Raw genomic sequence first — 20,287 nt, forward strand, 5'->3', positions numbered from 1 at the left:
CTTTACCTCAAAAAACTAAAAAAGTACTCGCCATCCTGTCCTAAAAAGCTTATAGCTCTTTCAGGGTGAGGCATTAAACCCAAAACATTGCCTTTTTTGTTACAAATGCCAGCTATGTTTTCAAGACTTCCATTTGGGTTTGAACCTATATCCACATTGCCATCTTTGTCGCAGTATTTAAATACGATTCTATTTTCATCATTTAATTTTTTAAGTGTTGTTTCATCGCAATAAAAATTGCCTTCTTTGTGAGCGATAGGCATTTGCAAGATTTTTTTTTCTATGTTTTGAGTTAATTTGCAGATAGATGGTATCAATTTTATATGCACTTGCTTGTGTATAAAGCGTAAATTAACATTTGTAATGAGGGCACCATCTAACAAATGCAGCTCACATAAAATCTGAAAACCATTGCAAATACCCAAAATATAGCCTCCGTATTTATCAAATTCAATTAGTGCGCTGGCAAGTTTAGTAAACTTTGCCAACGCACCAGCTCTTAGGTAGTCTCCATAAGAAAAACCACCAGGTAATATTATACAGTCAAACTCTTTTAAATTTGTTTCTTCGTGCCAAACAAAACGTGTTTTAGCACCAATATATTGCGCTGCAAATTCGCAATCATAATCACAATTTGTCCCTAAAAACCTAACTATTCCTACTTTCATAAATAATCTCATAATCCTCAATAATTTCGTTTGATAGTATTTTAGATGCAAGCTGTTCAATTATGTTTTTTGCATTTTCATGTTCAATCTCTACTTCAAAATATTTCCCAGATCTAATCTCACCAAAAATCACCCCAAAATAATTCTCGGCAACTTTTTTTATTGCATTTCCTTGAGGATCAAGCACGCCTTTTTTAGGTTTAACTATAATTGTCGCTTTCATAATTTTATACCTTTTTAAGCAAAAACCAACACTATAAGTATTGCAACTATATTTATAATTTTTATCATTGGGTTTATAGCAGGCCCTGCAGTGTCTTTAAGAGGATCTCCAACCGTATCGCCTGTTACTGCTGCTTTATGTGCCTCACTTCCTTTTCCGCCAAATTGTCCGTCTTCTATATATTTTTTTGCATTATCCCATGCACCACCACCACTTGTCATTGATACTGCTAAAAAGAAACCAGTTACAATTGACCCTATTGAGAGTGCACCTAAAGCAACAGGTCCAAATAAAAAGTAGACAATAATCGGTGCAAGAACAGGTATAAGTCCTGGAGCAACCATTTTTTTAATAGATGCTTTTGTTACGATATCAACACATGCAGCATAATCAGGTTTTGCTTTACCTTCTAAAATACCTTTGATTTCTCTAAACTGCCTTCTTACCTCTTCGACCATCAAACCGCCTGCTTGTCCAACAGCTTCCATTGACATAGCGCCAAAATAAAATGGTAGTAAACCACCAAGTAGTAAGCCTACTATTACGTATGGGTTGCTTAAATCAAAGCTTGTTAATTGAGCACCTATATTTGATGAAGCTAAAACCCTTGTATATTCGGCAAATAAAACAAGTGCTGCCAAAGCAGCAGAACCTATTGCAAATCCTTTGGTTACTGCTTTTGTAGTATTTCCAACTGCATCTAATGGATCTGTTACTTTTCTTACAGATTCATCCAGTTCTGCCATTTCAGCTATACCACCAGCGTTATCCGTTATGGGTCCGTATGAGTCAATGGAGATTATTATACCTGTTAGAGAAAGCATCGAAGCAGCAGCTATGCCAATACCGTATAAACCAGCAAGCTGGTATGAAAAATAAGTTGTAAGTGCAATAACTATTGCAGGAAGTGCAGGTGCTTTGTACATTACAGACATACCCTGAATAATGTTAGTTGCATGACCTGTTACTGATGATTTTGCTATAGATTTTACCGGATTAAAGCTATATGATGTATAATACTCTGTAATTAACATTATAAGACCCGTTAGGATCATTCCAAGCACACTTGCAATAAATATATTTATTGTTGGATATTGTCCAATTGAGCCAGGTATAAGATTATTCATAGCAAACCATATAACAATCAGTGAAATAATGGCTGTTGCAACCAAACCTTTATAAAATGCTCCCATAATATTTCCTGATTTTCCAACTTTTACAAAGAAAGTACCAATTATTCCAGAAACAGAAGCAATAGAAACAATTAACAAAGGAAGCATTCCAGCTATACCCATTAAATTTTTTGGATCAAATAAAGAGTGACCTAAAATCATCGCAGCAACAGTAGTAACTGTAAATGTTTCAAACACGTCTGCTGCCATTCCAGCACAGTCACCTACATTGTCGCCCACATTATCAGCTATAACTGCTGGGTTTCTTGGATCGTCTTCTGGTATCCCTGCTTCAACTTTACCTACAAGGTCAGCTCCAACATCTGCCGCTTTTGTGTAAATGCCACCTCCAAGTCTTGCAAACACGCTAATTAAGCTTGTACCAAAGGCAAGTCCAATTAGTGCTTTTATTGTATGATCTACAGAGTTTCCAAGTAAATAAACGGATATATAATAAAAACCTGCAATTGCCAAAAGTCCAAAACCTGTAACTAGAAAACCTGTAACAGAAGCACCTGTAAATGATAATCTTAAAGCTTTTTTTAACCCTTCTTTTGCAATATTTGCTGTTCGAACATTGCTTTTTACGGAAACCACCATACCGATAAACCCTGCAAGCCCAGATAAAAAAGCTCCAAGCAAATATCCCATTGCTGTGAGTAGACCAAAATGGCTTGATACAGAACCCAAAGCCCATAGAATAGCAAAAATCACAATAGCAACTATTGCTATGTATTTATACTCTCTTGCTAAAAATGCATAGGCACCTTCTTGGATAGCTCTTGCTATATCCTTCATGCGTTGCGTGCCTTCTTCTTTTGACATAACTAAATAAGCACTTATAACGGCATAAATAATAGAGACCAAAGAGCTACCAAAAGCAATTAGCAATATTACCTTTGCCACATCCATCCAAAAACCTCCCTTAAGTATTAATAATATTTCTTATTTGCAAAGAAAAAGTTTGGTAATCAATACTTGCTTTCTCACAAAGCCACTGAAGCATTTTTAGATCATAATCACATGTTTTATCTGGTTGCAAGAATAAAGTATTAACAATTATACCGCTTGCAAGAAGTAACGCAATCTTTTTTTCTGGTATTACATTATTTTTAAAAAACTCATCTGCGATTATGGTTGCTGTTGCGCCAAATGGTTCTATTCTATAGCGTGTAAGATTTGGAGTTTTTATATCTCCTAACCTGTGATGATCAATTATTTCTAATACTTCACTTTCAAATATCCCTTCTGGGGCATTGACCGAATCAGAATGATCAATAAGTATTACCTGTCTTTTTGAATATTTTATAATATCAGTTCTTGTTATAATGCCAAGTATATTGCCAAAAGGATTTAAAACAATGATTGCACGATTTTTAGAGCTATAAACCTTTTCTTTGATGTCTTTTACAAATTCACCTTCTTGTACTGTAGATGGGTTTTTATCTGCTATAGTAAATATTGGTGCGCTCCATTCGACAAGACCAGCTGTCGCAAATGAACCATAAGAAGACAGAATAATTGCTACCTGATTTTTTTTTGCAAGATCAATAATATCCTTGGAAGGCTTCGCATTGTTTGAAATAATAAGGCATTTAACACCTATTTCTACAGCTTTTTTTTGAATATCATGCCTGTTTGCTACAATTAAAATAACATTTTGTGGGTCAAAGTTTTGTATTTCTTCTAAAAAACTATCTGCGTCCATTGTACCTAAAATAACATTTGCTACAAATTCTTCATCACTAAATGGGTCATTTAAAATTTTACCATCAAGCGATTTTGCTATTAAACTAACTTTAGTCTTAATTTTTCTAAATATATCAGGTATTATGGCAGATATGCTTTTTCTTGCTATATCAAGCATATCTATAGATCCACAAAATTTATTTTCTTCATCAACAATAGGTACTATTCTTAAATCTTTTTTTAGCATTAATTTAAATACATCTGTTATTGGTGCATTTTTTTCTACTGTTATAATATTTTGCGTCATTATATCACATACTTTTAGATTTAAATTTGTTATGAAATTAGGCAGAGGTGCGCCCAGGTAACTTAAAACTTTTTGTGTTTCTACATTGATACTACCGCTTGCACATGCAATATATTCGTTGCTATTTGATATTTTGTTTTTTAGATAAGCATATCCTATACACGAAGCTATACTATCTAAATCTGGATTTTTTCTTCCGATTACAAAAATATGTTTTGCACTCCTCATAAGTTTTCTCCTTTTTGCAACTCAAAGCTGATATTACCATAAATAATAGAATTTGTAAATTATTACCAGTCTTTATTTTTTACATTTTAAATTTTCTTGCAATTTTCATTAAATTGTGGTTTAATTCGCTAACACAAATATTTATTTGGTGGTTTAGTGCGTACTATTAAAGATAATGCAATAATTCAATCTGCTATATTGATGCTTGGTTTTGGTGTTTTAATTGGTGTTTTGTTTCCTTTTTTCAGTGATTTTGTTTTGGCTTTGCCAAAGGAAAAAGTCTATACAACAATATTTTTTACAGTATGCATAATTTCTGGTATAATTGTTGGTTTAATAGGTTTTTTAATAATAAAAATAACAATCATAAAACGATTGGCAAATCTTAAAAATAAAATTGATACGATTTCAACAAATATACAAAATTACATTGAAGGAAAGATAAAATACGTTGAATCTTGTACGGATTGTTTTGTTGAAGACAACAGGGATGTATATGATTTAGGTACAAAATACAATTTATTTATCAGCATTATTAGACAATTTTTTTGGCAGTATCAAAAAAGTGATGAATTTTATTTAAAACTCAACGAATCTTTAGAAATAAAAGAGCTAAATAGGAATTTTGCAAAATTTGTTACTGATAATTTTAATTGTTTGGGTATTGAGATTTTTAACCTTGATAGAATGGGAAATTTAAATGTAATATTCAGTTATTTATCTAGAGAGCAACTTAATGATAAGCAAAAAGAGTCCATTAAAAATATATTGGATAAAGGTCAATTGTTAAGCTTTAGAGATTCAAACATAGAAATAAGTATTGCTACATTATCTGTTAAGCCAAAAGAAGTTGTATTTTTACCCATTGAAACAAAAAAAAGCGAAAAATATCTAATAGCACTGTATTTTAACTCATATTTGAAACAAGATGATATAAACTTTTTCAAAAGATTAATTTATCAATATAATTTGGCACTTGACAGGTCGAGTGCGTATGAGCATATGCAAAAAATTGCTGCATTAGATGAACTTACCGGTATATACAACAGAAGGTTTGGTATGCAAAGATTAGCCGAAGATTACTCAAGGGCTAAGCGCTCTGGTAATGCTTTTTATGTAATAATGGTTGATATTGATCACTTCAAAAAAATTAATGACACTTTTGGACATCAAGCGGGTGATTATGTTTTGTATCAGATAGCTAAAACTATAAAAAGCTTATTGAGAATAGAAGATGTTTTTTTGCGATACGGTGGAGAAGAATTTGTAGCGGGTCTTATTTGCAAATTTGAAAATGTTATCGAAAAGGCAGAAACTATAAGAAAAGAAATAGAAAAACTTACTTTCTTATTTAATGACTTTGAAATAAAAGCAACAGTTTCTATCGGCATATCAAAAAGTCAACCTAGTGATTTATTAACAATTGAGTCTTTAATAAAAGAAGCGGACGAAGCACTGTATATTGCCAAAAATTCCGGGAGAAATAAAGTGTTTATCAAGCAATAAATTTTGTCAAATATCCTTAGAAATTATCGTTATTTAGTTGGGTAGAAATTTTTTTTGGAGGTTTTATGAAACGTTTTTACAAACACTTTTTTAGTGTATTATTTGCTTTAGGATTGGTTTTTTATCTATCATCGTGTGCAACCGTAATGAGTGGTATTGAGAATGCAAAATTGCAAACTCAAGCCAAGATGAGCAACACGATTTTTTTGACACCTGTGGGTCCAGCTCAAAAAACTGTATTTGTTCAAGTAAGAAATACATCGCAAGTGTCTATGCCGGATTTGAAAGCAATGGTGATACAGAAATTACAAGCAAACGGGTATAAGGTAATCGATGATCCACAAAAAGCTCACTACTGGTTACAAGCAAATGTGTTATATATGGGAAAAGAAACCAAATTTGCCACATTTGATGGAGCTTTGGCAGGTGGTTTTGGCGGAGCTTTAGCTGGTGCAAGTATAGGACAAGGCTACGGTCAGGGTGCAGCGGCACTCGGTGGTGCTGCGGTTGGATCATTGCTTGGCGCGGCTATTGGCAGTGCAATACATGTAGATACTTATTTAGGTGTTGTTGATATTCAAGTTTCAGAAAGGGTAAATGGTGTTATTAAGCAAACTGTAACTTCAAATTATTCTCAGGGTGAATCTGGTCCGGTTGTTGGCGCAACCATAACTCATAAATCAAGCGGCACTTACAATAGCAACTCAAACTATACTAAAGGCTCATATTCAAATAATTCCACAACACAAATCCAGGAAAATAAAGAAGGCACAACAGTCTCAAGTCAGTACCAGAAAGAATCAAATTATCAAGCCTATAGAACAAGAATTGTTGTTGAAGCAAAACAAACAAATATGGATTTGCAAAAAGTTACGCCAGAACTTGAGAATCTCATTTCAAGCGAAATTGCAGGTATATTCTAAATATTCTAAATATTTAGAGGCCTTTTTGGCCTCTAAAGTTTAATTGAATTTTATCAATAAAAATGCTAAAAAAATCATATGTATTATAATTTTGCATTACTGTCTTATCTTGCTTATCAAACAATTTCTCAAAAAAATATTTTAATTGTGTTAAATGACAATTTTGAAGCAAAAACTTTTTATGAATCGCTAATTTTTTTTAAAGAATATTACAAAAAAGATGTATATATAAATTTTTTTGAAGCTTACAGTATTGGTGCACACTCCAGTATTGCTCCATCAAGTCAAACTATAAGAATGCGTTTAAAAACATTGGCTGAGCTTAAAAGCAAAGATAGAAATCATTTTTTAGTTGCAAGCCAAGAAGCATTAATGCAGCCAACTATAAAAGAAGAAAGTTTTCTGTTAAATTCAATTGAGAGAAATCAAAGCCTAAACAGAAAAGAATTTATTGAGCTTTTGGTAAATTTATATTACGATCCTACATCAAATGTTGAAGATATAGGCCAATATTGTATACGTGGTAGTTTGGTGGATTGTTTTGTACCAATTTATGAGAAACCTTTAAGAATAGATTTTTTTGGTGATACAATTGATGATATAAGAATGTTTTATTGTTATAACCAAAGAACTCACTCAAAAATAGATAAAGCTTGCATTACATATGCAAAAGAATACAACTTTGCTGAAGATGAATACGGTTTTTCGCTTATTGGAGAAAATATAAGAGGTTATCTTTTGGATTATAAAAAGGTTAAAGAACTTACTAAATACTGCTACTTTGATGAGCGTACAAGCGAGCTTTCTTTCAAACGTACAAAATCCGATGATAGTATTTATGATTTGAGGATACTCAAAGAAAAAACAATAGATTATATGAATTTTATAAATGAATTTGAAACCATTTTTGCATCAAATATCCCAACCCCTCAAAAATTAGATTTTCTTATAGAACTTTCAAGATCAATGAAGGTTGTAATTGCATGCGCAAGTGATTTTCGTGTTGATAAGTTAAAAAACATACTTCAATCAAAAGGTGCTAGAATTGTTACAGACGATGAGTATGGTATTTACTTAAGCAATGGATATCTGAAAAAAGGTTTTAGAACAAGCAAAATAGCCTTTGTTAGTTTCGAAGAGATATTTGGCGTAGCAGTTCAAAAAGACCAGGAGCTTTCTCCAAAGATGCATCTAGTTCAATTTCAAAAGGATAAGCTCATTGCTCATAAAAATTATGGTATAGGAATATATAGAGGTATTAAAACATTAAAAGTAGAAGATGCTTTAATGGATTTTTTTGAAATTGAATATGCAAATCAAGATAAAGTTTATGTGCCTGTAACAAACGCTGATTGTTTATTTGAATACAGTGGAACAGCTCAAATTGATTCTTTAAACTCAAAATCATGGCATATAAAAAAAGAAAATGCACAAAAAGCCATAAAGAAAATACTTACAGAACTTGTAAATGTCTATGCAAAAAGAAAAATACTCACACGCGCTCCCTACGATACAGATTTAATTGAAATAAAAGAATTTGAAGCAGAATTTGAATATCAAGAAACACAAGACCAATTGCAAGCAATTGAAGATGTAAAAAATGACATGCGCTCTAATACACCTATGGAAAGACTAATTTGCGGCGATGTATCATTTGGTAAAACAGAAGTAGCAATGAGAGCTTGCGCTATTGCATGTTTTAATTCAAGGCAATGCATTGTAATATCACCTACAACAATTCTATCAATGCAACATTATAGTACATTTACAGATAGGTTTGCAAATTTTCCTGTAAAAATTGCACTTCTAAATAGTTTTACTAAAAAATCGGATAGAGAAAAAATAAAAAGTGGTCTTGAAGACGGTAGTATTGATATTCTGATTTCAACACATTCAGTGTATTTTGCCGATATTAATTTTAAAAATTTAGGTCTTGTAATTATAGATGAAGAACAACATTTTGGTGTTAAAATAAAAGAACACTTCAAGCAAAAGTATGAGACTGTAGATATGCTCTACCTATCTGCAACACCAATTCCGCGCACATTAAATATGGCAATAAACTCTATTTTTGGCATAAGCGTTATAAAAACTCCACCTTTATCGAGAAAACGTATCCAAACTTACGTAATAAAACAAACCGATAAAATAATTAAAGAAGCAATAGAACGGGAGCTTTCAAGAGACGGAAGTGTGTTTTTTGTTCACAATAGAATTGAAACTATTTATGAAGTTAAGGATTCTTTAGATAAATTGGTGCCTGAGTATGAAAAACATATTATTCACTCAAAATTGCCTAAAAATGAGATAAAAAAGATAATAACAGATTTTGCAAATAGAAAATTCCCTATTTTAATATCTACTTCGATTATTGAATCCGGTTTGGATCTAAAGCATGTAAATACAATTATTATATCGCAGGCGCAAAATTTTGGCTTAAGTGATTTATATCAGTTAAGAGGTAGAGTAGGGCGCTCTGATATAGAAGCTTTTGCTTATTTATTATACGATGGACCACTAAGTGAGCAGGCTTCTATGAGGCTTACTACGCTAAAAGAATATATGGAAAGAGGGGTTGGCTTCAATATAGCGTTAAAAGATTTGGAAATCAGAGGTGCAGGTAACGTCTTTGGTAAAGATCAAAGCGGTAACTTAAAAGCTATTGGGCATGATTTATATGTTGAATTAATACAAGAAGCATTATCTCAAATTTCCAATGAAAATCTGGAGCGCGAAGTAGAGATAAAATTTATAGATAATATGTATATACCAGATTGGTATATTGATAACGAAAAAACAGCTATTTATACGCTTATTTCTAAAGCTAAAAGCGAAGAAGAGTTAAATGACATAAAAACCTACATTGAAGATAGGTATGGCAAAATACCGAAAATAGTTTTAAGACTTATAGAAATTAGTATTATAAAGCTATATGCAAAAAAGGCTTTTGTAAAAAGCTTAATATTTGGTAAAAAAGGTGTTTCAGTGCAATTTTATATTGATGCTAAGATTGATACTGATAAACTTATAAAACAGGTAAATATTTTGAAAGGAAAATTTTTGAGCGAAACAATGGTTTTTTTAAATATTGACAAAGATAACTTAAATGTGTTAAAAAAATTCTTGATTAATATTGTATAAATTGATATTCTATGAAAAGGAGAGACTATGAAAAAAATTTTAGTTTTTATTACAGGTTTGTTTTTTTTGGCTAATATTGCTAGAGCCGAAGTGATTGACAAAATTGTTGCCACAGTAAACGATAGGCCCATTACAACTTATGACTTAAAAGAGCTTGCACCATTTTACCATGCAAAAGATGAAAAACAACTGCTAAATCAAGTTATTAACGATTATGTAATAGAAGATATAGCAAAAAAAGATGGTATTGTATTAACGGACCAGGATATAAATGAATTTATAGAAAACGTTGCAAAAAATAATAAATTAACAAAAGATGAATTAGAGCAAAAAATAAAACAGGAAGGTTTAAGTTACGATTATTACAAAGAATTTGCAAAATTCAATGCATATAAACTAAAAGTTATGCAAAAAATTTTTGCTCCAACAATCCAGATTGATGAAAAAGAAATCAAAAATTTTTACGACAATCATCCAAACTTATTTAATCAAAGCACTGTTACATTAGATATAATAGAGACAAAAAGCAAATCTGATATTGAAGAAGCAATGAGACAATTACAGCTTGGGTCTAGTTTTGATAGCGTAAAAGGAAAATATTCAATAAACAAAAGTGAACCAAAACAACTCGATGTAGCAGATATTAATAAACAATTACAAGGTATCATAGAAAAAATGGAGGTTGGCCAGATTAGTCCAATAATAGAATCTACCAATGGTTACTTTATCATTAAAGTTTTAGATAAAAAAAATGTTAATTTGTCATTTGACGACGTAAAAGATAAAATTAGAAATTTATTATTTGAAGAAAAATTAAATGAGAGATTTTCGAGCTGGTTAAGCGGGATAAAAAGCTCTATGGATATTAGCACTTTTGATGAGAATTGATCTTTTTTTAAAACAATCGCGTATTGTTAAAAGACGTACGCTTGCAAAGCAGATGTGTGATGGTGGTTTTGTTTTTTTAAATGATTCAAAGGCAAAAGCCCAAAGCAATGTAAAGGTAAATGATATTATTACTATATACTTTCCTTCTAAAAAGGTAGTCTACAAAGTTTTAGGTTTACCAGAAAAAGCAATAAACAAATCTCAATCTGCTTTGTTGTATGATATTTTAAGCGAGGAATTTTATGAAAAATAAGCCAATAATTGGTATAAGTATGGGTGATGCTTCAGGTATCTCACCTGAAATTATAATAAAATATTTTTTATATGGTAAAAAAGGTAATTTTAATATTGTTGTCTTTGGTGCAAGCAATGTATTTGAATTTTATAAAAGGTTGTTTAAGCTGGATTTTAAAATCAATGCAATTGACCGTTTGGATAATATAAAAGAAGAAGCGTTAAATGTATTTAATTGCACGAGTTCTAATCCAAAAGAGGTAGCTATTGGTCAAATTGATAAACAGTCTGGTAAGTTAGCTTTTGAGTCTATTAATTATGCTATAGATATGGCAATAAGCCAAAAAATTGATGCCTATGTAAGCGCTCCAATAAACAAAAAAGCTATGAATTTAGCAGGTTTTAATTATCCAGGACACACTGAAATCTTGGCGCAAAAAACAAATACAAAAAAATATGTAATGATGCTTGGCTATAGAAATTTTAGAGTTAGTCTTGTTACAACGCATGTGAGTTTAAGGCAGGTAAGCGATCTTGTAACAAAAGAACGCGTATTTGATACAATTTTAATAAGCCACAAAGATTTGATCGAAAAGTTTGGTGTTAAAAAACCTAAAATACTTGTTTGCTCTCTAAACCCTCATAATTCAGAAAATGGTATGTTTGGTAGTCAGGAGGAATTAGAAATTATACCAGCAGTTCAGCAGGCAAAAGAATCAGGCATAGATGTGGTAGGTTCTGTTGCTGCGGATACTGCATTTATACCTCAAAATAGAAAAATTTATGATTTATTTGTTAGTATGTATCATGATCAGGGCTTGAGCGTATTGAAAGCGCTTTATTTTGATAAAAGCGTGAATATAACATTGGGCTTGCCAATTATTAGAACCTCTCCAGACCATGGTAGTGCATTTGATATAGCAGGTAAATTTATAGCAAGCTTTCAAAGTATGCAAGAAGCAATACTTCAAGCCTATAGTATGATTAAATGCACGCTAAAAAATCGTTAGGGCAACATTTTTTGTATGAAAAAAGTGTTGTTTGGCGTATTGTATCTTTAATAATTGATGAATCGTGTGAGGTTTTAGAAATCGGACCAGGAAAGGGTGCTTTAACAGAAGGTCTTATAAAAAAAGGATTTAATATAGATGCAATTGAACTAGATAACGATATGATAGAGTATCTAAAAGAAAAATTTAGCAATTATAGAAATGTAAATGTTATAAAATCTGATGCAACTTCGTTTAAATTAAATAAAGTATATTGTGTTGTAGGTAATCTACCCTATAATGTATCCAAAAAAATTATATCCAATATGATTAAACAAAAAGACCTTATAAAAAAAATGGTTTTTATGGTACAAAAAGAAGTTGCTCAAACAATGATTGCAAAGCCAAATACAAAAGAATATTCAAAGTTTAGCATTTTTGTTCAGCTTTTTTGCAAAGTTAGAAAGGTTTTTGATGTTGAGCCTAGTGCATTCAAACCGCCACCAAAGGTTGTATCAAGCGTAGTGGAGCTTGTACCTTATAATGTTAGTTTATTTAATACTCCAATAGAAGAGGATTTTTTTGAATTTTTAAAAATACTTTTTGCTCAGCCAAACAAAACCGTAAGAAATAACATAAGAAAATTTATTAAATTAAATACAAATGAAAATTTAATCTTGAATGCAAGACCAAGACAGCTTGACATTCATGAAATATATAATTTTTTTAAATATTTAAAGGAGAAAAGATGGGTATAAATGTTATACCTCTTGGAGGTTTATCTGAGATTGGACTAAACTGTACTGTAATTGAAGACAAGTCAAATGCTATTTTAATTGATGCGGGACTGATGTTTCCTGAAGAGGATATGCTTGGTGTAGATTTGGTTATACCAGATTTTACTTATGTTTATGATAATGCTGCGAGATTTAAAGCTCTGTTTTTAACTCATGCCCACGAAGACCATGTAGGTGCTGTGCCGTATTTACTTGAAAAGATAAAACTTCCTGTATATGGTACAAAATTTACACTGGGTATTTTACAAAAAAAACTTGACGAGTTTAAAATTAATGATGTTGATCTAGTTGAGATTGAAACAAAAAAAATTTATAAAATTGGAAATTTTAAAATTGAGCCCATTCTTATGACGCATTCGATAATAGGTGGTGTAGGTTTTGCTATTGAAACTTCAGCAGGTATAATTTTGCATACTGGCGATTTTAAAATTGATCAAACGCCAGTTGATGGTAAGCCTATTGATCTAGCTCGCCTTGCATATTATGGAGAAAAAGGCGTAAAGTTGCTGTTAAGCGATAGCACCAATGCTTTAAATGAAGGTTTTACAAAGTCTGAAAAAAAAGTTGGCGAAGCATTTTATAATATATTTAAAGAAGTAAAAGGCAGAGTCATTGTTGTAACATTTGCATCAAATATACACAGGGTACAACAGATAATTGATGTTGCTTCTTTAACCGATAAAAAAGTATGTATAATGGGCAAAAGTATGGTCAGAAACACAAGCATATCTAAAGAATTAGGTTTTTTAAAAGATCCTAAAAACTGTATTATTGAAGAATCGCAATTATCAGATTACCCGGATGACAGACTTATTATTGTTACAACAGGTTCTCAAGGTGAACCTATGAGTGGATTATCAAGAATTGCATCCAAAGAACATCAAAAAATAAAAGTAAAGCCTACAGATACATTCATCATATCGGCAAAACCAATCCCTGGCAATGAAAAGGCAGTATATAGAATTATAAACACACTATTAAAAGAAGGTGCAATAATTTATCATGATAGAAACAGTCAAGTGCATGTTTCAGGTCATGCTTCAAAAGATGAGTTAAAAATTCTACTGGGTGTCGTAAAGCCTAAATATTTTATACCAATACATGGTGAATATATGATGCGCATGGCTCACAGAGACATTGCAATAGATGTTGGAATTAATAAAGAAAATATATTTATGCTTGACAATGGTGATGTATTTGAGTTAAACAATAATGTGAAGGCTACAAAAAAAGTACCGGCAGGCAGAGTCTTTGTTGATGGAAAAGGTGTTGGCGATGTAGAAGATGTAGTAATAAGAGATAGGATGCAGCTATCAACTGATGGTTTTGTTATAGTTATTTTGGCTTTTGATAGCTCAAGCGGTGAGCTTATTAGTGGTCCAGATATTATAACAAAAGGTTTAACTTATGAAGAACGTTCTAAAAAGCTCATTAATGAAGCAACAAGTATGGTTAAAAATTTAGTAAATCAATGTGACTTAAATGTTAGAATGGATTCTTTGGAATTAAAGAAAAAAATAAGAAAAGCTCTAAACAAATTTTTATATAAAAAGCTTATGAGAAATCCTATGGTATTGCCTATTATAATGGAGGTTTGATTTTGAATAAACAAACTTTTTTGGCTATATATATATTTATTTTGCTTGTAATTTTTTTAGCAGTAATTTCTTATGATTTTCACGATATGTTTTATCCTCATACGCAGATACATAATTTAATTGGATATGTGGGCGCTGATGTTTCTAATTTTTTGTTTACAAATTTTGGGATACTTTCATATGCAATACCTGTTTTACTGTTTGGAAGCGTTTTTGCGTATTTAATTAAACCAATAAAGTTTATAAGAAGCATAATTTTTGTATTTTTGTTTGTCATATCAATAAATATTATGATGTTTGTGTTATTTGGTGATCAAAATAGGGTATTCTTAACTCAAAATGGTTATTTTATATATGGTTTAAGTGGGTATTATATAGGAAAGTATTTAGAATTTTACCTTGGTAGGGTAGGCATAATGGTAATATTTTCACCAATTGCTGCATTGTGTTTATTGTTTTCCACGAAAGAAATGTTTATTTTTATTATTAGTCAGCTAAAAAAGATTAAATTCAAAAAAAAAATTGATATAAAACCAAAGATTAAGGAAAAAAACGAGACAGCAATAGAAGAAAATGTAACTTTAAAATCTCAAACATCATCTGAAAAAAACACAGACGAAAAGATTATTGATTTAAAAGAAAAAAAATCTAGCATTAGTATAAAGCGTAATATTGTAAGAGATGATCCTGTGGAAAAAATTGACTCTAAAGAAAAAAATGGTTATGTGTTGCCAAGTCTTGATCTCTTAAATGATCCTGTGCACATAAACAAAGAAGTTGAAGAAAACGAAATTTTAGAAAATGTAAAAATACTTGAAGAAAAATTAAGAAATTTTGGTGTCACTGGTAAAACTGTTGAAGTAAGGCCAGGGCCAGTTGTTACTTTATACGAGTTTAAACCGTCATCTGGGATTAAAATAAGCAAAATAGCAAATCTTTCTAATGATTTAGCAATGGCTATGAAAGCTATTGCTGTTAGAATAATCGCACCTATTCCTGGCAAAAATGTTGTAGGCATAGAAATACCAAATAGACAAATTCAAACAGTCTATATGAAAGAGATTTTGTCATCTAAATTATTTATTAACTCAAAATCTCCATTGACATTAGCATTAGGTAAAGATATAATGGGTAATCCTTTTGTAGCGGATTTAGCTAAGATGCCCCATTTATTGATTGCTGGGGCAACAGGAGCAGGTAAGAGTGTTGGCTTAAATACAATGATAATTAGTATACTTTACAAGTCAACGCCAGATGAGGTAAAATTTGTTCTTATTGATCCAAAGATGATTGAGCTTTCAATGTATGATGGTATACCTCATTTATTAATGCCACCTGTTGTAGATCCAAAACAGGCAAGTGGCGCATTGGCTGCTTTGGTTAAAGAAATGGAAACAAGGTATAAAATTATGAGTGAGTCAGGCGTTAGAAATATTGATGGTTTTAACGAAAAAGCAAGAAATGGTCAAATCGATTATCCTCCATTTGCATATATAGTTGTTGTTATCGATGAATTATCTGATTTAATGATGGTATCATCTAAAAAAGTTGAGTTATCAATTGCAAGACTTGCTCAAATGGCTCGTGCTGCAGGTATTCATTTAATTGTCGCAACGCAAAGGCCAAGTGTTGATGTGTTAACAGGTCTTATTAAAGCGAATTTTTCTGCACGTATTTCTTTTAAAGTATCTTCCAAAATTGATTCAAGAACAATTTTGGATTCCCAAGGGGCTGAGATGCTACTTGGAAGAGGTGATATGCTATTTTTGCAACCTGGTACATCACATTTTGTGCGTGTCCATGGTGCATATATCGCAGATGATGAACTAAAGTCTATTATTGATTATGTAAAATCTCAAGGCACACCAATTTATAATGAAGAATTGATAAACGAAGCTAAAGAAGAAAGCGGCATAGAAGAAGCGATTGATGAAGAAAAAGACGAGCTTTTTGATGAAGCATTAAAAATCATAAAAGAGGGTGGTTCGCCTACAATTTCTTACATTCAAAGAAGGCTAAAAATTGGCTATAATAGATCTGCTCGTATCGTAGAACAAATGGAGAAAATGGGAATATTGTCAAAACCAGACGACAAAGGCAAAAGGGAATTATTAATATAAAAGGGGGTTTAAATGGGCCTTATAGTTCAAAAATACGGTGGTACTTCTGTTGGAACATTAGAAAAAATTAAAAACGTTTGTAAGCACATCAAAGAGACGAAAGAAAAAGGCCATAAGCTTGTTGTTACCATTTCTGCTATGGCTGGAGAAACAGATAAACTTATTGAAATGGCATATGCTTTAGCAAAAAATCCAAAAGAGCGTGAAATGGATTTATTACTTTCAAGTGGTGAGCGTATATCAAGCGCACTTGTAGCCATACATTTAAATGAAATTGGTGTAAAAGCTGTTGCGTTAACTGGAAGACAGTGTGGGATAATAACAGACTCAGCTCATACAAAAGCGCGTATAAAAAGCATTGATGCAAAAAAAATTTTAAAGATGCTTGATGATGATTATGTTGTTATAGTGGCTGGTTTTCAGGGTATATCAGAAGATACAGATGATGTTACAACGCTTGGTAGGGGTGGTTCTGATACAACAGCTGTTGCTATTGCTGCTGCAATAAAAGCTGATGTTTGTGAGATTTATACGGATGTTGATGGAGTATATACTGCAGACCCAAGGATTGTAGAAAAAGCAAGAAAATTAGACAGGATAACATACGAAGAAATGATGGAGCTTGCGAGTTTAGGTGCTAAAGTTTTGCAGATTAGGTCAGTTGAATTTGGGATGAAGTACAATGTACCAATTATGGTTATATCAAGTTATACGTATAATCCAGGCACATTAGTTACATGGGAGGATGAAAATATGGAAAAAGTATTAGTTTCTGGCATTGCACACGATAAAAATCAGGCAAGAATTACTATTACTAAAGTACCAGACAAACCCGGTATATCTGCAAGAATATTTGGAGCTATTGCAGAAAAAAATATCAATGTTGATGTAATTGTACAAAACGCAAGTGAAGCTGGTTTTACCGATATTTCATTTACAGTTGCAAGAAATGAAGCAGACAAAGCCGTTGATGTGTTAAAGCCTGTCATTAAAGAGATTGGCGCAAGCGATATTGAGATTAGAAAAGATATCTCTAAAGTATCTATAGTAGGTGTAGGTATGAGATCTCATCCTGGTGTTGCTGCCAAAATGTTTGATACATTGGCAAAAGAAGGTATAAATATCTTAATGATTACAACATCTGAAATAAAGGTTTCATGTATAATAGAAGAAAAGTATTTAGAGTTAGCAGTAAGGGCTTTACATAGCGCTTTTGGGTTAGACAAAGAATAATCAAATAAGATTTGGAGGGGGGTATGCACGATCAAGTTAAAATATTTGATACAACGTTAAGGGATGGGACACAGTCAGAAGATGTAAGTTTGCTTGTAGAAGATAAGCTTACAATAACAGAGATACTGGATGATTTGGGTGTGCACTATATTGAAGGTGGATGGCCTGGTTCTAACCCAAAAGACGAAGATTACTTTAGGCAGGTAAAAAGCTTACGTTTAAAACATGCTAAAATTTCATCGTTTGGCTCTACAAGAAGAGCCAAACTTAAAGTAGAAGAAGATCCAAATATTATACAGTTAGTAGAAAGTCAAACACCGGTTATAACAATTTTTGGCAAAAGCTGGGATTTGCATGTTAAAGAAGCCTTAAAAATAACATTGAATGAAAACTTAGAAATAATCTACGATTCTGTTCAGTATTTAAAAAAACATTGTGATGAGTTTATTTACGATGCAGAGCATTTTTTTGATGGTTTTAAACACAATCCAGAGTACGCCCTAAAAACGCTTCAATCAGCTATTGAAGGCGGAGCTGATGTAATTGTGCTAGCAGATACTAATGGTGGTACATTGCCATGGGAACTTGAAGATATCATAGAGAATGTTAAAGCCAGATTTCCGAATGTCCCGCTTGGCATACATCAGCACAATGATTCCGAGCTTGGTGTTGCAAATAGTATTTTAGCTGTAAAGCATGGCATAGTTCACGTTCAAGGTACAATTAATGGTTATGGTGAACGTTGCGGAAACGCTAATTTGTGTTCCATTATTCCTAATTTAAAACTAAAGATGGGTATCGATTGCATAAGCGACGAAAATTTGAAAAAACTTACAAGCGTATCTAAAAAGATTGATGAAATACTTAATTTGCCACACAATAAACATTTGCCATTTGTCGGTGAAAGTGCATTTGCCCACAAAGGTGGTGTTCATGTAAGCGCAATACTTAAAAACCCCAAAACCTATGAGCATATTGTGCCAGAGCTTCTGGGTAACTCACAGAGAGTTTTGGTGTCGGATTTATCAGGTATTAGTAATATTATGTACAAAGCCCAGAATATGGGTATACCAATAGATAAAGACTCAAAAGCAGGTAAAAGCGCATTGGCTGAGATTAAAAAACTTGAAAATGAAGGTTATTATTTTGAAACTGCAGACGCATCTTTTGAATTGCTTTTGAGAAAACATAGAGGTGAGATTAGGGATTATTTTGAGGTGTTATCTTATACCGTAATTGATAGGGAGCGTTGCGACAATAGCGAGCGCAGTCCTGTTGAAGCTACAGTCATTGTAAAAGTCAAAGATAAAGTAGAACACACTGCAAGTTTAGGCAATGGTCCGGTTAATGCACTTGACAATGCTATAAGAAAAGCTTTAATCGTATTTTACCCAAATCTTGCAGAATTAGCGCTTATTGATTATAAAGTTAGAATTTTAAAGAGTGAAAAAGGTACGGGTGCAAGTGTAAGGGTTCTTATACAATCGACGGATAAAAAAGATAGGTGGGAAACAGTTGGCGTAGGAGAAGATGTTATTGAAGCGTCAAAGAAAGCATTATTTGATTCAATTATATATAAATTGATGAAAGATGATGGTTTAGTTAGCAAGAGGTGAAATATGTTCATATATGATTTTGAAAGACCAATTTATGAAATAGAAGAAGAAATTGAAAATTTAAGGCAAATGGCACAAAATAGCTCGATTGACGTACATGAAGAAATTGAAGCACTCGAACGCAAAAAAAATGAAATAATTAAGAAAGAATTTGAAAATTTATCTATTGACAAAGTAATAAAAATTGCAAGACATCCAAATAGACCTTATACGCTTGATTTTGTAAATTATATTGTTAAAGACTTTGTCGAAGTTCATGGTGATAGATTATTTGCAGATGATAAAGCTATTGTAACAGGATTTGGATATATTGACAAATATAAAGTTGCTATAATTGGTCATCAAAAAGGGCGCAATACAAAAGAAAATTTATACAGAAATTTTGGCATGGCAAACCCAGAAGGTTACCGCAAATCCCAAAGAGTTATGAAACTGGCAGAAAAATTTAACCTGCCAATTGTAACATTTGTAGATACACCTGGTGCATACCCTGGTGTAGGTGCAGAAGAAAGAGGCCAGTCTGAAGCCATTGCAAGGAATCTGTATATTATGTCTGGTTTAAAAGTGCCTATAATCTGCATAATAACAGGTGAAGGTGGAAGTGGCGGTGCACTTGCATTGTCCGTTGGAGATAAAATAGCTATGCTTGAATTTGCAATATATGGTGTGATTTCACCTGAAGGCTGCTCATCAATACTTTGGAGAGATGGCAACCATGTAGTTGAAGCTGCAAAAGCTATGCATGTAACGGCAAAAGATTTATACAATTTAAAAGTTATAGATGATATCATACAAGAACCTCTTGGCGGTGCACATAGAAATCCTCAGCAAGCAGCCTATTCAATAAAGAATTATATAATAGACAATTTAAAAGAATTAACACGAAATAACGCAAAGAAATTACTTGATAAAAGATGGGAAAAGTGGCGCACTATGACAACAAATTTCTTGTAAG

Annotated in this window: 16 protein-coding genes; 12 read left to right on the forward strand and 4 right to left on the reverse strand. The window is 32.1% G+C overall.

The annotated features are described in order from the left end of the window. Nucleotides 1-2 precede the first annotated feature (2 nt). The 4 genes from purQ to BLQ93_RS02110 are packed head-to-tail and all read right to left on the reverse strand — an operon-like array spanning nucleotide 3 to nucleotide 4,287. Nucleotides 3-668, reverse strand: a complete 666-nt coding sequence (gene purQ, locus BLQ93_RS02095) for a phosphoribosylformylglycinamidine synthase I (protein ID WP_092127860.1) — start codon at nucleotides 666-668, stop codon at nucleotides 3-5. Beyond that, complete coding sequence (purS, locus tag BLQ93_RS02100; protein ID WP_025392220.1) at nucleotides 649-891, reverse strand: phosphoribosylformylglycinamidine synthase subunit PurS; 243 nt, start codon at nucleotides 889-891, stop codon at nucleotides 649-651. Before purS ends, purQ begins: the two co-directional genes overlap by 20 nt. Before the next feature lie 14 nt (nucleotides 892-905). Then, nucleotides 906-2,975, reverse strand: a complete 2,070-nt coding sequence (locus BLQ93_RS02105; RefSeq protein ID WP_051438131.1) for a sodium-translocating pyrophosphatase — start codon at nucleotides 2,973-2,975, stop codon at nucleotides 906-908. 13 nt (nucleotides 2,976-2,988) lie between these two features. Further along, the gene (locus tag BLQ93_RS02110; RefSeq protein WP_025392218.1) at nucleotides 2,989-4,287 is read right to left on the reverse strand and encodes a putative manganese-dependent inorganic diphosphatase; all 1,299 of its coding nucleotides are present in this window, start codon (nucleotides 4,285-4,287) and stop codon (nucleotides 2,989-2,991) included. 156 nt (nucleotides 4,288-4,443) lie between these two features. Here BLQ93_RS02110 and BLQ93_RS02115 point away from each other — a divergent pair, with 156 nt between their 5' ends. From BLQ93_RS02115 to BLQ93_RS02170, 12 genes are all read left to right on the forward strand, one after another. Further along, nucleotides 4,444-5,793 (forward strand): GGDEF domain-containing protein, encoded by a 1,350-nt coding sequence (locus BLQ93_RS02115; RefSeq protein WP_092127862.1) that lies wholly within the window; start codon nucleotides 4,444-4,446, stop codon nucleotides 5,791-5,793. 65 nt (nucleotides 5,794-5,858) lie between these two features. Next, nucleotides 5,859-6,716 carry a complement resistance protein TraT gene (locus BLQ93_RS02120; RefSeq protein WP_092127864.1) on the forward strand — a complete coding sequence of 286 codons (858 nt, stop codon included), beginning with the start codon at nucleotides 5,859-5,861 and terminating at the stop codon, nucleotides 6,714-6,716. Between the two features lie 78 nt (nucleotides 6,717-6,794). Further along, complete coding sequence (locus BLQ93_RS02125) at nucleotides 6,795-9,857, forward strand: helicase-related protein (protein WP_092127866.1); 3,063 nt, start codon at nucleotides 6,795-6,797, stop codon at nucleotides 9,855-9,857. Between the two features lie 27 nt (nucleotides 9,858-9,884). Then, a complete protein-coding gene (locus BLQ93_RS02130) occupies nucleotides 9,885-10,745 on the forward strand; it encodes a peptidyl-prolyl cis-trans isomerase (RefSeq protein WP_092127868.1) in 861 nt (286 codons plus the stop codon). Then, a complete protein-coding gene (locus BLQ93_RS02135) occupies nucleotides 10,735-10,998 on the forward strand; it encodes an RNA-binding S4 domain-containing protein (RefSeq protein WP_092127870.1) in 264 nt (87 codons plus the stop codon). The genes BLQ93_RS02130 and BLQ93_RS02135 overlap by 11 nt, the downstream gene beginning before the upstream one ends. After that, the gene (pdxA, locus tag BLQ93_RS02140) at nucleotides 10,988-11,989 is read left to right on the forward strand and encodes a 4-hydroxythreonine-4-phosphate dehydrogenase PdxA (protein WP_092127872.1); all 1,002 of its coding nucleotides are present in this window, start codon (nucleotides 10,988-10,990) and stop codon (nucleotides 11,987-11,989) included. Before BLQ93_RS02135 ends, pdxA begins: the two co-directional genes overlap by 11 nt. Further along, a complete protein-coding gene (rsmA, locus tag BLQ93_RS02145) occupies nucleotides 11,968-12,726 on the forward strand; it encodes a 16S rRNA (adenine(1518)-N(6)/adenine(1519)-N(6))-dimethyltransferase RsmA (RefSeq protein WP_025392210.1) in 759 nt (252 codons plus the stop codon). Before pdxA ends, rsmA begins: the two co-directional genes overlap by 22 nt. Next, the gene (locus tag BLQ93_RS02150; RefSeq protein ID WP_092127874.1) at nucleotides 12,717-14,363 is read left to right on the forward strand and encodes a ribonuclease J; all 1,647 of its coding nucleotides are present in this window, start codon (nucleotides 12,717-12,719) and stop codon (nucleotides 14,361-14,363) included. The genes rsmA and BLQ93_RS02150 overlap by 10 nt, the downstream gene beginning before the upstream one ends. Nucleotides 14,364-14,365: 2 nt before the next feature. Then, complete coding sequence (locus BLQ93_RS02155) at nucleotides 14,366-16,483, forward strand: FtsK/SpoIIIE family DNA translocase (RefSeq protein WP_143338660.1); 2,118 nt, start codon at nucleotides 14,366-14,368, stop codon at nucleotides 16,481-16,483. 12 nt (nucleotides 16,484-16,495) lie between these two features. After that, nucleotides 16,496-17,716 (forward strand): aspartate kinase, encoded by a 1,221-nt coding sequence (locus BLQ93_RS02160; RefSeq protein ID WP_025392207.1) that lies wholly within the window; start codon nucleotides 16,496-16,498, stop codon nucleotides 17,714-17,716. A gap of 23 nt (nucleotides 17,717-17,739) precedes the next feature. Next, nucleotides 17,740-19,332: a citramalate synthase gene (gene cimA / locus BLQ93_RS02165; protein ID WP_092127878.1), complete on the forward strand. Its 1,593-nt coding sequence runs from the start codon at nucleotides 17,740-17,742 to the stop codon at nucleotides 19,330-19,332. Nucleotides 19,333-19,335: 3 nt separating this feature from the next. Further along, on the forward strand, nucleotides 19,336-20,286 hold the full coding sequence (locus BLQ93_RS02170; protein WP_092127880.1) for an acetyl-CoA carboxylase carboxyltransferase subunit alpha: 951 nt from the start codon (nucleotides 19,336-19,338) through the stop codon (nucleotides 20,284-20,286). Nucleotide 20,287 lies beyond the last annotated feature (1 nt).

The organism is Desulfurella multipotens (assembly GCF_900101285.1).
In the GTDB taxonomy this organism is placed as follows: Bacteria; Campylobacterota_A; Desulfurellia; order Desulfurellales; family Desulfurellaceae; genus Desulfurella; species Desulfurella acetivorans.